Consider the following 13,431-nt stretch of genomic DNA (forward strand, 5'->3'; position numbering starts at 1 on the left):
CGTTCAAGCATGCCCAACCGCTTGGTCGTAGCGGACGTCCTGGCGGACTCCGCGCGGGTTAGTCGTCTCCGTCGTCCGAGGTCACGTTGCCCGGCTCGTCCTGTGCGAACGACGCGCCCTCCAGGAAGCCGCGCGCCCGGTCCGTCTTCGGGTAGACCTCAAGGATCTTCCAGAACTCTGGGCCGTGGCCCGCATGCAGCAGGTGCGCCAGCTCGTGCAGCAGCACGTAGTCGAGCACCCAGGACGGCATGCCCTGCAGCCGGGTGGAGATGCGGATGGAGCCGTCGAGCAGCGTGCACGACCCCCAGCGCCGGCCCTGGTTCGACGACCACCGCACGCTGGAGGGCCTGGCTTGTCCGTCGAGATACTTGGCGGAGAGCTCGCCGGCGCGGTCGATCAGCTCTTGGTCGGACGGGCGGCGGCGCCGCTCCTTGTCCTCCAGCCGGGCTACCATCTTGGCCACCCACTCTCGTTCCTGAGCCCGAGAGAAGCGCGCCGGAATCGCGACGATGGTTCGTTCACCGTCGCGATAGGCGCTCACCGTGGCGGTGCGACGGCGGCTCCGGCGCACCTCCACGGACGTCAAGGCGTCGTGGGCCACGACACGACGGTAGCGGGTTATCGGCGCGAGGTGGGGTAGAACACACCGTTCGAGTGGAAATTCTTTGCCCGACGGCGTATTGGGTAGCGTGAGGAGAACGGGTGTCCACGCCGCCGTCGGACAGCCTTCACGGAACCCTCAGTCATGTGAGGAATGATGGCCTGGTGACCGACACGCGCGACCTCCAGCATTCCTCGCAGCCCGAACCCTCGCCCTTCGAGGACATCGAGGTCGTCGTGGAGCCGGTCACGCGCCGGACCGTGACGCTGGGTATCTCCCTGCTGGCCACGGCGGTGCTGGCCGCGGTCGCGCTGGTGGTGCCCACGCCGTACGCGATGCGCTCGCCAGGGCCGACCGAGGACACGCTGGAGCGGAACCTCATCCAGATCGAGGGCGCGCGCACGTACGAGTCCACGGGGGAGCTGCGGCTGACCACGGTCTCCGTGCTGGGCGGTCCGGGCTACCCGATGATGTCGGGGCAGGTGATCCAGGGCTGGCTGGACCCGCAGCGCTCGGTGCTCCCGGTGGAGGCGATCTTCCCCGAGGCGACCACTGAGGAGCAGCAGCAGGAGGCCAGCCAGGCGGAGATGGTCTCCTCGCAGGAGTCGGCAACGGCCGCGGCGCTGACCGAGCTCGGCTACGACGTGCCGGCAGTGCTCGACGTCGCAGGCACGGAGCCGAGCTCCGGAGCCGAGGGTGTGCTCAACGAGGGCGACGTCATCGTCTCGTTCCAGGGCGAACCCGTCGGCACCTACGCGGACCTCATCGACGGGCTCGCCCAGACCGAGCCGGGCGCCGTCGTCACGCTCGGCGTGCAACGCGGCGAGGACACGGTGGACGTCGACATCACCACCTCGGGCAACGGGGAGCGGGCGGTGCTCGGCGTCTTCATCGACCCGAACTACGACTTCCCCGTGGACGTGTCCATCGAGATCGAGAACATCGGCGGCCCCAGCGCGGGCACCATGTTCGCGCTCGGCATCATCGACAAGCTCACGTCCGAGGACGAGGCGAACGGTGAGGTCATCGCCGGCACGGGCACGATGAGCCCCGAGGGCACGGTGGGCCCGATCGGCGGCATCGAGCAGAAGCTCTACGGTGCGCTCCGGGACGGCGCCACGTGGTTCCTCGCTCCGGCGGACAACTGCGACCAGGTGGTCGGCAACGTGCCCGACGGCCTGAGCGTGGTCAGGGTGGCGACGCTCGCGGAGGCGCGCGACGCCGTCGAGGCGATCGGGCGCGGCGACGGTGCCGACCTCCCCACATGCTCCTGACCGCTGAGCCGAGATCTACCTGCCGGGCCGACCTGCCGACTTGTTGACCGTGTGTTGCACATCTGGAGGATGTGGGAACCTTGTGCTGGGAACCATGAGCAGCACCCGGCCGTTCCATCTTGGTACGACCCGACCACTTTGATGACGTGAGGTAACGCAGTCGTGTCCTTCGCCGCAGCACCGCGCCGCCCTTCCGGCAGCGCCCCTCGAGCCCGACGCCGTAGTCCGCTAGGGGTGGCGATCATCGTGATCGCCGTCTTGATCGCAGCCCTGCTTCTCCTGGCCCAGTTCTGGACCGAGGTGATGTGGTTCAGCCAGCTCGGGTTCTCCCAGGTGATCTGGACCGAGTGGGGCACCCGCGCAGCCCTGTTCGTCGCCGGGTTCGTAGTGATGGCCGGGGCCGTGTTCTGGTCGTTCACCGCGGCCTACCGCTCCCGCCCCGTGTACGCGCCGAGCACCCCCGAGCAGGCAACGCTCGACCAGTACCGGGAGGCGGTCGAGCCGCTGCGCCGCGTGGTGATGATCGCCGCGCCAGTGCTCGTCGGCTTCTTCGCCGGCGTCGCGGCGTCGGCGCAGTGGCGCACGGTGCTGCTGGCCCTCAACAGCGAGCCCTTCGGCGAGGTCGACCCCGAGTTCCAGATGGACCTCGGGTTCTTCGTCTTCACGCTGCCCGCGCTGCGGTTCTCCGTCGGGTTCCTCATCTCGGTGGTGGTGATCGCGGGCATCGCCGGGCTGATCACGCACTACCTCTACGGCGGCCTCCGGGTCGGCCCCGCCGCAGCGGGCGGACCGCGCACCACCACCGCCGCGCGCGTCCACCTCGCCGTCATCGGCGCTGTGCTCCTGCTGCTGATCGCCGCCAACTACTGGCTGGACCGGTACTCGATCCTGACCAACGCGGGCGACCGGTTCGACGGCGCCTCGTACGCCGACGTGCACGCGGTGATCCCCGCCAGGGGCATCCTCACCGTGGTCGCCATCTTCGTCGCCGCGCTGTTCGTCGTCACCGCGTTCCGCGGCGACTGGCGCCTGCCGGCGATCGGCGTCGGCCTGATGGTCGTGTCCGCCATCGCGATCGGCGGCATCTACCCCGCCGTCGTCCAGCGCTTCCAGGTGAACCCGAACGCGCAGGAGCTGGAGGCCGAGTACATCCAGCGCAACATCGACGCGACCTTGGCAGCGTTCGACATCGACGAGGTCGAGACGCAGCAGTACGACGCGACGACCGAGGCGGAGGAGGGCGCGCTGCGGGCCGACGCCGACACGGCGGCCTCGATCCGCCTGCTCGACCCGCAGATCGTGTCGCCGTCGTTCCGCCAGCTCCAGCAGAACCGGCAGTACTACAACTTCGCGGACTCCCTGTCGGTCGACCGCTACGAGATCGACGGCGAGCTCCGCGACACCGTGATCGCGGTGCGTGAACTCAACCTCGACGGCCTTGGCCAGAGCCAGCGCAACTGGGTCAACGACCACACCGTGTACACGCACGGCTACGGCGTCGTCGCCGCGTACGGCAACCAGCCGGGCCCGGACGGTCGCCCGGCGTTCTTCGAGGGCAGCATCCCGTCCCAGGGCGCTATCACCGACCTCGAGGGCGAGTACGAGCCGCGCATCTACTTCAGCCCCAGCACCACGACGTACTCGATCGTCGGGGCGCCCGAGGGCACCGAGGCGTGGGAGCTCGACTACCAGGCCGACAGCGTGGAGGAGAACGGTGGCCAGGTGAACACCACGTTCACCGGCGACGCCGGGCCGGAGGTCGGATCCTTCGCCAGCAAGCTGCTGTTCGCCCTGCGGTTCGGCGAGGAGCAGCTCCTGTTCTCCGACCGGGTGACGACCGAGTCGCAGATCCTCTACGACCGTGACCCGCAGGAGCGGGTCAGCAAGGTCGCGCCGTGGCTCACGCTCGACAACCGGGTGTACCCGGCGGTCGTGGACGGCCGCGTGAAGTGGATCGTCGACGCGTACACCACCAGCGACGCCGTCCCGTACTCCACGTCGACCCCGCTCGACGAGGCGGTCGCGGACACGCTCACCACCGCGTCGGGCGCCCCCGTCGAGCTGCCGGAGGAGGTCAACTACATCCGCAACTCGGTGAAGGCCACGGTCGACGCCTACGACGGTTCGGTCGACCTGTACGCATGGGACGCCGAGGACCCGGTCCTGCAGGCCTGGACCAACATCTTCCCGACGTCGGTCCAGCCGATGTCGGAGATCTCCGGCGATCTGATGAGCCACGTGCGCTACCCCGAGGACCTGTTCAAGGTGCAGCGCACCCTGCTCAGCCAGTACCACGTGACCGACTCCGCCGAGTTCTTCTCGGGCCAGGACTTCTGGAACAACCCGACCGACCCGACGGCGGACGCGACCACCACCGCCCCGCTGCAGCCGCCGTACTACCTGACGCTGCAGATGCCGGGCCAGGAGGACTCGTCGTTCTCGCTGACCTCCACGTTCATCCCGGGCGGTAACACCGACCGCGAGGTGCTCACCGGGTTCCTCGCCGCGGACGCCGACGCCGGGAACGAGGCCGGCGTCGTCGCGGAGGACTACGGCACGTTGCGCCTGCTGGAGCTCCCACGAGATACGACCGTGCCTGGCCCAGGCCAGGTGCAGAACAACTTCGACTCGAACCCGACGATCTCCGAGCAGCTGAACATCCTGGAGCTCGGCTCGTCCACGGTGCGGCGCGGCAACCAGCTGACCCTGCCCGTCGGCGGCGGCCTGCTGTACGTGCAGCCGGTCTACATCCAGTCGACCGGTGGCACGCAGTTCCCGCTGCTGCGCAGGGTGCTGGTCGCGTTCGGTGACGACATCGGGTTCGCCGAGACGCTCGACGAGGCACTGGACCAGGTGTTCGGCGGTGACTCGGGTGCCGAGGCCGGCGACGCGGACGCGGCCGAGGACGAGGCCCCGACAGCCCCGCCCACGGAGGGGGAGCCGGGCACCGAGCCCACCCCGACGCCGACACCGTCCGACGAGCCGACCGGCGAGGCGCCGACCTCGGAGCTGGACGCCGCGCTGCAGGATGCGGCGGCTGCGCTGGAGGACTCCGATGCCGCGCAGCGGGCTGGCGACTGGGCAGCCTACGGCGAGGCACAGGATCGGCTGCAGGCGGCTCTCGAGGCCGCGATAGCTGCCGAGGAGGCGCAGGGCGGTTCGTGACGCTTGTTGCACACTGACTGCTCGCGTTGGCTGACCTGGTCAGTCGCACAGGAAAGGCTCCCCGGTCTCACACCGGGGAGCCTTTCCCATGTTCGAGTCAGCCGAGCCGGCGGGCCACCACCACCGAGTTGATGACGTCGTCGGCGGGGTGCACCACCTCCAGCACCTCGAAGCCCGGCATCGCACCCAGGTCCACCGGCGGGTACAGGAGGGTGCGCAGGCCGCGCGCGCTGCGCGCGAGCAGCGTGGCCCCGGGCCGCATGTTGCTGCCCACCTCCCGCAGGATCGCCGCCTTGTCCGACGGCGTATCGCCCACCAGCGCGGCCAGCACCACGGCATCGTGGCTCGTGAGGTCGACGGCGGCGGCGTCTGCCAGCTCGAACCGGACAGCCGCGGTCCCGAGCCGGGTGCTCACCCGCCGGGCGAGGGCGACCGCGGCGGGATCGCGGTCCAGGCCGACGACGGGGACGCCGAGCGTGTCGGCGTAGCCGAGGGCGCTGAGGGGGAGCGGCCCGCAGCCCAGGACGGCGACCGACGCCGGCGCGGCGCCCGAGCGGAGGAGCAGTCGGACCTCCAGGGCCGTGAGCCGGTCGTAGTTGTCGAGGTACGGAAACGCGGCCAGTGTGGCCCGCGGGTCCGGCTCGGTTGCGATGTGCTCCGCCCAGGTGTGCTCGAGCGCGGTCTCGCCGCGCGCGGAGAGCTCCCGGATGGCGTCCCTGCGGCTGTTGACACCCGGATGCGTCAGGATGTCGTGGGACTGGCGCTCCGGCGCCGCCAGGACCGCCTGCACCAGATCACCGAACAGGGCGTTGGTCTGCGGACCCGGCCGCAGGTCGGGGAGGGCGGTCAGCTGGTCGGCGAGGTGGACGATCCGGTCGGCGGTCAGGGTGGTTTCGCTCAGCTCCGTCGTCATGGTGTCGATCGTTCCACGGCCGGATCGGTTCGATCGTCTGTGACCTGCGTCTCGACCGCCCGACCCGGTTTGCACATCGCTGCTGGACGTGCGTAAAGTAAGGGCTACCGACGCGGGGTGGAGCAGCTCGGTAGCTCGCTGGGCTCATAACCCAGAGGTCGCAGGTTCAAATCCTGCCCCCGCTACAAATCGATGTCGCAGGACATCGCGGACAGCCGGACCTACGAAATCGTAGGTCCGGCTGTTTTTTGTTTGCGGGTTGGTCCGGGTGGTCGGCCGGTGGGTTGGCACGCTCACGGCTCGGTCCACCTGACCGACGAGAAGGGCCAGAAGGTCGCCGAGCCGGTCCTCGTCTCGATCGAGCTCGACCGCATCACGCTGCCTGAGGCCAGGGTGATGTCCATGCCGACACTATGAGGCTGTCCTAAGGGACAATAAAGATCCGAAGTGGCCTGAGCCGCGCGGACTAGGATTAGGGGATGGTCGATCCTCCTGCTGAGCTCTCGCCACGAAAGTTGCTCATGCCGCGGGACTTCGCCTATCGCTCCGAGCTGCTCGCGAGCTTGAGCGCGCTGATCCTGCTGTGGGAGTCGCCTGGACTGCAGAGCGAGATTCTCACCTCCAGTGGTGAGCCGATTGATCAGCCGGCACATCAGGCCCTGCGCCATCTGGCTGCGGCGCAGCCCATGCGGCCAAGTGATCTGGCGCAGGCGATGGGTACCGGGGCGTCAAACGTGAGCAAGATCGTCCGGCGCCTCGAAGAGGGTGGCTTCGTCGTTCGCGAGCGTGATCCCGAGGACACTCGGTCGACGCTGATCGCCTTGACCCCGCAGGGCGTGTCGGCAGCGCACCACATCTATGACCTAGGGGACGACATGATCGCGCAGGTCCTGGTCGGCTGGTCGCAGCGCGACGTCAGCCGCTTCACCGAGCTGACCAAGCGGTTCGTCACCGACGCGATCGCGGCCGCCGAGGACATGCGTCACTCCGGACTCCGCCGACGGCCGCAGTGAGCGGGCCGCACTGAGGCGGCCACACCTGGCGAGCGGCCGGCGGGCGGATGGAAGGCCTACGAGGGAAAGTCGGCGCTCCGGGAAAGCTGCTCGCTGCCGCGAAGATCTGACATGGTTGCCCCCATGGCGGCGGTCGCGGTGTCGAAGCCCAGGCTGCCGAGCACCAGGCGCTGCGGTGGCTGATCCTGCTCCATCGCCTGCAGGATCGCCTCGACGCCGCGCACGGGATCGCCGGGTTGCTTGCCGTCCTGGTCGATCATCGACCGGCGCATCGCGTCGAGCTGGGCGAGATAGGCGTCGACGGTCTCCCGGACGGGCTCGTCCTCGAAGCCGGAGTACGCGCGTGTACGGAAGGCCCCGGGCTCGACGGCTAGCACCTTGATGCCGAACTCGGCCACCTCGTGGCGCAGCACCTCTGTCATGCCCTCGAGCGCGAACTTGGCCGCGGTGTAGAAGCCGAACCCGGGTATGCCGGTCAGCCCGGCCACCGAGGACATGTTCACGATCCACCCGGTGCCCCTGGCCCTCATGCCAGGGAGGACCGCTCGCGTCATAGTGAGCACCGCATAGAAGTTAAGGTCGATCACCCGGCGTGCATCCTCGATCGGCATGCCCTCGATCGACCCATACCAGCCTCGACCTGCGTTGTTCACCAGCACGTCGATCCCGCCGAAGTGTGCCTCGGCCTCGGCGACCCCGTCGCGCACCTGCCGCTCGTCCGTCACGTCGAGCTTGAGGACCAGCACCCGCTCTCCGTACGAAGCGGCCCAGTCGGAGAGCTCCTCGGGCCGTCGTGAGGTGATCGCCACGCGATCCCCACGTCCGAGCGCGCCCTCGGCGAAGGTAAGGCCGAAGCCTCCGGGTGTTCCGCCTGTGATAAGCCAAGTCCTCATTGCCGTCCTCACAGATATCGAGCCATTTACTGTCCTTACAGACAGCATAACCTGTCGGCAAGGACAGTAATTCCCGCGCGGTCTGTCGCTCAGATGTTGAACCCTCCGGAGACTTCGATCGACTGGGCGTTGACCCAGCGGTTGTCGTCGGAGAGCAGGCTCGCGATGACATCACCGACCTCGTCGGGCTCGCCGACCCGGCCCAGCGCCGTGGCCCCGGCCAGCTGCGCCTCGAACTCGTCGTTCAGGCCGCCGCCCAGCTCGGTGCGGATCGCGCCGGGCGCAATCGAGTTCGCCCGGATCTGGCGGTCGCCGAACTCCTTGGCCATGTATCGGGTCAGGACCTCGAGGCCGCCCTTGAAGCTCGCGTACGGCGCGACGCCGATGGTCGCCACGCGGCTTGTCGCGCTGACGAGGTTCACGATCTGACCACCGTCGGCGATCAGTGGCAGCAGGGTCTGGGTGAGGAAGAACGGGCCTTTGAGGTGCACGCGGAACAGGCCGTCGAACTGCTCCTCGGTGACGGTGGCGATGGGGTTGTAGAGGCCGTAGCCGGCGTTGTTGACCAGGTGGTCGAAGTCGGTCCGGCCCCAGGTCTCCTGCAGCGTGCTGCTGACCGTCGTGGCGAAGGCGGGGAAGGTGGTGGTGTCGGTGACGTCGAGCGCCAGTGCTACCGCCGTGCCGCCGTCGGCGTTGATCTTGCCGACGACGTCCGCTGCCGCGTCCGGGTTGCTGTTGTAGGTGATGATGACGCCAAGGCCGTGCCGGGCGCAGGCGAGTGCTGTGGCGGCGCCGATACCGCGGCTGCCGCCGGTGATGATCACGATGTTCATAGTTCCTCCCACGGGGGCGGCGCGTCAGCCGCGGAGCCCGTCTCGTATCTTCTGCATGGTCTCGGCGTAGGCGGCTGGGAGGTCGACGTCGAGCCTGTCGGCCAGGACGAAGAGCCACCACATGCACTCGGCGAGCTTGTGCTTGAGCTCGGCGTCGAAGTCGCCGTCGATGTCCCAGGTGTGCTCGGCGGCCAGGACGAGACGGCCCACGTAGGCGGCGTCGTTGGTGAATCCGACGGCCAGCTCGGGCAGGGTCCAGGTGCGCTGCAGGATGCGCTGTTCGATCTGCTCGTACAGGGCGCGCACCTCCAGGGCGGTGGCGCCGGCGCCGGCCAGGGTCTGCTGGTCCGGGTCATGCTCGGCCGCACTGCCTGCGGCGGGGGACTTGATGCCGGTCATGTCGATTCCTCTCGGGCGTGAGCCCAGGCGCGGGGCGGAGTGTGGTGATCTCCAGAACCCGTGCCATCGAAGTGCCCTCTCGTGCAGTGGTACGCACCGGGGATCCGGCACAGCTCCAGCCTGCGGTGCGCCAGGACAGCGGAGAAGGCAGTGGCTCCCTGGGTGTGGCACACCCTGGCTCCCGGGACGTCCTACTTCGGGTCGGCGTGCTCCGTGGAAGCCGTGCGGTCGGCTGCGACGGTGCCGAGGAGCGCGAGCGAGTCGGCGCTGGCCGATCCGGCTGCAGCGGTGGCGACCGTGAGCTGCTGTCCCGGTGCGTCCCGGCTCTCGAACGTCTGGTAGACCAGCTCAAGCTGCCCGACGGCGGGGTGGTCGATGCGCTTGGTCGTCGCGCTCAGGCCGGACACGCGGTGGTCCTGCCACAGTCGCGCGAAGTCCGGGCTCTCCTTCTCCATCCGGGACACCAGGGCGGACACCTCCGGGTGCACCGGGCTGAATCCCGCCGCGAGCCGCAGCGCGCTGACCGCGGCGCGCGCGATGTGCTCCCAGTCCATGAAGTACCCGCGCGAGGCAGGGCTGGTGAACAGGTAGGGCACGGCTCCCCGGGCTACCTGTTCGGTGCCGAGCAGCTCCCCGGCCACCGGGTTGGTGGCCAGGATCCGGAACGCCGGGTTGACGACGTACGCGGCCACGTTCGGCATGCTCTCGAGCAGACGCACCATGTCCGGGCCTACCCGGTCGCTCGTGGTCAGCGTGGCCGGGGTCAGGCGGGCCAGCCGGAACGCGTGCGCCCGCGCGTCCGGGCCCAGCCGCAATGCGGTGCAGATCGCCTCGACGACCTGGGCCGACGGCGTCCGCTCACGTCCCTGCTCCAGGCGTGCGTAGTAGTCGGCACTGACCCCCGCCAGGACGGCCACCTCCTCTCGCCGCAGACCCTTGACCCGCCGGGAGCCGGCCGTCGGCAGGCCGACGTCCTGCGGGGAGACCCGGGCACGCTGTGCCGTGAGGAACTCCCCGAACGCGTTCTGAATCGTTGCCATGCGTTCGAGGCTACGCGCGGACCGGCCGTGGACCCGGGGTGCCGACTCCAGACCTCCACTCGTTGTGAAGCCGCTCCGGAGCGGGCCGCCGACGTTCAGGACGAGGCGAGCAGCACCAACGGCGCCGGTGCGCCCAACTCGTCGGTGAGGACGGGGATCGTGCGTTTCACCGCCGCCCGCAGCCAGCGAACAGCTGGGTCGTCGTCTCGCGGGTGCCAGTAGATGGCCTCGGTCATCGGCACATTGAGCTCTGCGGGAAGCTCGAACCGCGCGATGCCGAGCGTCTGCGACGCCCGTGCAGCCAGCATCCGCGGGACCAGCGCGACAAAATCGGTCCCGGAGACGAGCAGCGGCAAGGACGCGAGCCCGAAGAGCCGAGCGGCGACGATGTGATCGATCCCGGTGCGGCTGAGCACGGCATCGATGCCGGTGTCGTCGGGGCCGGTCAGGTACGCCGCGGCGTGCGGCACGTGCCGCAGCATCTCGAGACGGGGATTCGCAGCATCGAGGACGGAGTTGGCCGGATCGGCGATGAGCACGAAGTCATCGGAGAAGAGCTCCTCGCTGCGACCGGGCAGGTGGAGTCCCTGCGGCCCGATGATGGCGTCGACCTTCGCGAACGCAGACAGGTCGCCGCTCTGGGGCGGGTGCGGCACGAAGTCGAGCGAGGCCCGAGGTGCCTCTTGCGCGAACGTCTTCAGCAGAGGGCCCGCGAGGATCGCAGTCATGTAGTCCGTCGCGGCGACGACGAAGCGTCGCTCCGTCTGTGCCGGGTCGAAGACCTCCTTGCGGTCTACGACCACCTGCAGCTCAGCCATCCCCTGCAACACGGCGGGCAAGAGGTCGCGGGCGAACGGCGTCAGTTCCATCGAGCGGCCTGAGCGCACCAGGAGCTCGTTGCTGTAGTGCCTGCGCAGGCGAGCGAGCGCGGCAGATGTCGCAGGCTGGCTGAGGTTCAGCCGTACGGCGGCGCGCGTCACGCTGCGCTCTTCCAGAAGCGCATGCAGGGGCCGGAGCAGGTTCAGGTCGAACGACGACACCGCGTCTCCTCACCGTCGAAGAGCCAACTATCCATGCTGTGGATAGTTCTCATAACCAAACCACGATTGCATGGATGCTAGGCGGGTGCCAACCTGATCGCACCATTCACCTTTCAATGACGAAAGAGCGTGCCCATGAGCACAGCCATCCCTACCGACGACAGAGCACTCGCGCGTCAGGAGCTTCGCACCGGCTGGCCTTCCCTGGTCTTCGCGACGATTGGCGCCGGGGTCGGCCTGAGCGCGCTCAACTACATCCTGGGGCCCCTCGTGGTCCCATTGCAGGAGGAGTTCGGCTGGGGGCGCGGCCAGATCAGCCTCGCGAACCTGTGGAGCGCTCTCGGCCTGGCGGTCGCGTTGCCGTTCCTCGGCCGCATCCTGGATCGTTTCGGCGTCCGGCGGGTCGCGCTCGTCTCCCTCCCGCTCTTCGTCGCTGCAGTGCTCCTGCTCGGCAGCGCGACCTCCTCGCTGAGCATGTTCCTCGTCCTCTACGGTCTCGCCGGGATCCTCGGCGCCGGCACAGCGGCCGTGACGTACTCCAAGGCCATCGTCGAGCGCTTTGACGCCAGTCGCGGACTGGCGCTCGGGATCATGGCGGGCGGACTTGGCGCAGCCGGGCTCCTGCTGCCACCAATCATCGGTGCGGTGACCGCATCGTCCGGATGGCGGTCGGCTTACGTCGTGATGGGGGCGATCGCTTTCCTGCCGCTGCTCCTCCTGCTCGTTCCTCGCCTCCTGGACCGGCCTGGTGCCTCCGCCAAAGCCGGGAACAGCTCGTCGTTGCCGGGCCTGACCGTGCCCCAGGCGTTGCGGCGCGTGGAGTTCTGGACGCTCTGCGGCGTCTTCCTGGTCCTGGGATGGGCGCTGCTGACCATGGTGCCGCACTTCGTGCCCATGCTGATCGACGCCGGCGTTGATCCGGTGCAGGCCGCTCTGCTGTCAGCCCTCGTCGGGGTCGGCACGGTGATCAGCCGGCCGATCATCGGATGGCTCTTCGACCGCGTCTATGCGACCTATGTTGCCGTTCCGCTCTTCCTCGTCGCCGCACTGGGCTGCCTGCTGCTGCTGTGGGTCGGACCGGGCGCCGCGGCGCTGACGGCTGTCCTGATCGGCATCGGGTTCGGCGCGGAGATCGACCTCATGGCCTACCTGAGCTCCCGGTACTTCGGCCCGCGGAAGTTCGGCACGCTCTACAGCGTCATCTACAGCTGCTTCATTGTGGGTACCGCACTGGGGCCGGTCGCGGCGGGCTTCCTCTTTGATGCGACAGAGTCTTACGACATCGCCCTCATCATCGCCGCAAGCCTCCTGGCCGTGGGTGCCGTCGTGCTGCTGATCCTGCCCCGCTTCCCGGAACGGTCGGCATGAGCACCGCCCGCGCGATCCGGCTCGCTGACGGCGTGTGGGCCTACGTCCAGCCGCCCGGCGGCTGGATGGTCAACAACATGGGAGTCGTCGAGACCTCGATCGGCAACATCAGTATCGACACGACCTCCACCGAGCGGAGGATGCGCGCCTACCTGCGCACGATGCGGGAGGCCACCGGGCGGGACCTGCGGTACATCATCTACACGCACTCCCATCCCGACCACAGCAACGGCGCCTCGATGGTGCCCGACGCCGACGTGATCGCTCACCGCGAGGTCGCGGCGGAGCTCCAGCGACTCCAGCCGGTGCCGTCGCACGTCTTCACGCCGTTCGTGCAGGGCAACATTCGTCCGCGCCCGCCGACGGTCGTCTTCGACGACTCCCTGACGCTGCACGCTGGAAGCCACACCGTACGGATCGTCCACCCAGGCGGCACCGCACACACGAAGGGTGACGCCTACGTCTGGCTGCCCGAGACGCGAGTGCTCTTCGCAGGGGACCTGATCTTCCATGGCGGCACGCCGTTCCTCATGTCGGGTTCGCCACGCGGTTGGCTGGCTGCCCTGGAGGGACTGCGAGCGCTCCGGCCCTCGGTTGTCGTTCCGGGGCATGGCGACATCGGTGGGCCTGAGCTGATCGACGAGGTGGCCGACTACCTACGGTTCGTGGTCGAGGCGGCGGCGTCGGCCCGCGCACGTGGGCTCAGCCCGCTGCAGGCTGCGCGGCAGCTCGACCTCGCGCGCTTCGCGGGGCTGCTCGATCCCGAGCGCATCGTCGGAAACCTCCACCAGGCGTACGGGGAGCTGGACGGCACGCCGGTCGATCCGGGCACCGTCTTTCAGGAGATGTATGAGTTCAACGGGAAGCGGCCCTTGGAGTGCCACGCGTGAGA

Annotated in this window: 13 protein-coding genes and 1 tRNA gene; 7 read left to right on the forward strand and 7 right to left on the reverse strand. The window is 68.8% G+C overall.

Going from position 1 to position 13,431, the window contains the following annotated elements:
* Positions 1–58 precede the first annotated feature (58 nt).
* Entirely contained in the window at positions 59–601 is a 543-nt protein-coding gene (locus AB1046_RS20860; RefSeq protein WP_369371197.1) for a SprT-like domain-containing protein, read from the reverse strand.
* 164 nt (positions 602–765) lie between these two features.
* Here AB1046_RS20860 and AB1046_RS20865 point away from each other — a divergent pair, with 164 nt between their 5' ends.
* Together AB1046_RS20865 and AB1046_RS20870 are read left to right on the forward strand one after the other, a co-directional pair.
* Positions 766–1,875 carry a PDZ domain-containing protein gene (locus AB1046_RS20865; RefSeq protein WP_369371198.1) on the forward strand — a complete coding sequence of 370 codons (1,110 nt, stop codon included), beginning with the start codon at positions 766–768 and terminating at the stop codon, positions 1,873–1,875.
* A gap of 162 nt (positions 1,876–2,037) precedes the next feature.
* The gene (locus AB1046_RS20870; protein ID WP_369371199.1) at positions 2,038–5,040 is read left to right on the forward strand and encodes a UPF0182 family protein; all 3,003 of its coding nucleotides are present in this window, start codon (positions 2,038–2,040) and stop codon (positions 5,038–5,040) included.
* Between the two features lie 97 nt (positions 5,041–5,137).
* Here the strand turns inward: AB1046_RS20870 and AB1046_RS20875 are convergent, their stop codons facing one another.
* Positions 5,138–5,953 carry a nicotianamine synthase family protein gene (locus AB1046_RS20875; protein ID WP_369371200.1) on the reverse strand — a complete coding sequence of 272 codons (816 nt, stop codon included), beginning with the start codon at positions 5,951–5,953 and terminating at the stop codon, positions 5,138–5,140.
* 111 nt (positions 5,954–6,064) lie between these two features.
* Between AB1046_RS20875 and AB1046_RS20880 the strand changes: the two genes are divergently transcribed.
* The 3 genes from AB1046_RS20880 (at position 6,065) to AB1046_RS20890 (ending at position 6,966) form a co-directional block, all read left to right on the forward strand.
* Positions 6,065–6,138, forward strand: a tRNA-Met gene (locus AB1046_RS20880).
* A 7-nt stretch (positions 6,139–6,145) separates the two neighbouring features.
* Complete coding sequence (locus AB1046_RS20885; RefSeq protein ID WP_369371201.1) at positions 6,146–6,370, forward strand: hypothetical protein; 225 nt, start codon at positions 6,146–6,148, stop codon at positions 6,368–6,370.
* Between the two features lie 62 nt (positions 6,371–6,432).
* A complete protein-coding gene (locus AB1046_RS20890; protein ID WP_369371202.1) occupies positions 6,433–6,966 on the forward strand; it encodes a MarR family winged helix-turn-helix transcriptional regulator in 534 nt (177 codons plus the stop codon).
* A 56-nt stretch (positions 6,967–7,022) separates the two neighbouring features.
* On the opposite strand, the gene AB1046_RS20895 is transcribed toward AB1046_RS20890, so the two are convergent.
* The 5 genes from AB1046_RS20895 to AB1046_RS20915 all read right to left on the reverse strand — a co-directional run bounded on the left by AB1046_RS20895 (position 7,023) and on the right by AB1046_RS20915 (position 11,171).
* Complete coding sequence (locus tag AB1046_RS20895; protein WP_369371203.1) at positions 7,023–7,907, reverse strand: SDR family NAD(P)-dependent oxidoreductase; 885 nt, start codon at positions 7,905–7,907, stop codon at positions 7,023–7,025.
* A 41-nt stretch (positions 7,908–7,948) separates the two neighbouring features.
* Complete coding sequence (locus tag AB1046_RS20900; protein ID WP_369371204.1) at positions 7,949–8,692, reverse strand: SDR family NAD(P)-dependent oxidoreductase; 744 nt, start codon at positions 8,690–8,692, stop codon at positions 7,949–7,951.
* Between the two features lie 24 nt (positions 8,693–8,716).
* Positions 8,717–9,091 carry a hypothetical protein gene (locus AB1046_RS20905; RefSeq protein ID WP_369371205.1) on the reverse strand — a complete coding sequence of 125 codons (375 nt, stop codon included), beginning with the start codon at positions 9,089–9,091 and terminating at the stop codon, positions 8,717–8,719.
* Between the two features lie 191 nt (positions 9,092–9,282).
* On the reverse strand, positions 9,283–10,131 hold the full coding sequence (locus AB1046_RS20910; protein WP_369371206.1) for a helix-turn-helix transcriptional regulator: 849 nt from the start codon (positions 10,129–10,131) through the stop codon (positions 9,283–9,285).
* 95 nt (positions 10,132–10,226) lie between these two features.
* Entirely contained in the window at positions 10,227–11,171 is a 945-nt protein-coding gene (locus AB1046_RS20915; protein ID WP_369371207.1) for a LysR family transcriptional regulator, read from the reverse strand.
* 135 nt (positions 11,172–11,306) lie between these two features.
* Between AB1046_RS20915 and AB1046_RS20920 the strand changes: the two genes are divergently transcribed.
* Positions 11,307–12,539 carry an MFS transporter gene (locus AB1046_RS20920; protein ID WP_369371208.1) on the forward strand — a complete coding sequence of 411 codons (1,233 nt, stop codon included), beginning with the start codon at positions 11,307–11,309 and terminating at the stop codon, positions 12,537–12,539.
* Positions 12,536–13,429 (forward strand): MBL fold metallo-hydrolase, encoded by an 894-nt coding sequence (locus AB1046_RS20925; RefSeq protein WP_369371209.1) that lies wholly within the window; start codon positions 12,536–12,538, stop codon positions 13,427–13,429. The genes AB1046_RS20920 and AB1046_RS20925 overlap by 4 nt, the downstream gene beginning before the upstream one ends.
* The last annotated feature ends 2 nt before the right edge of the window (positions 13,430–13,431 follow it).

Origin of the sequence: Promicromonospora sp. Populi, from assembly GCF_041081105.1 — a bacterium.
In the GTDB taxonomy this organism is placed as follows: Bacteria; Actinomycetota; Actinomycetes; order Actinomycetales; family Cellulomonadaceae; genus Promicromonospora.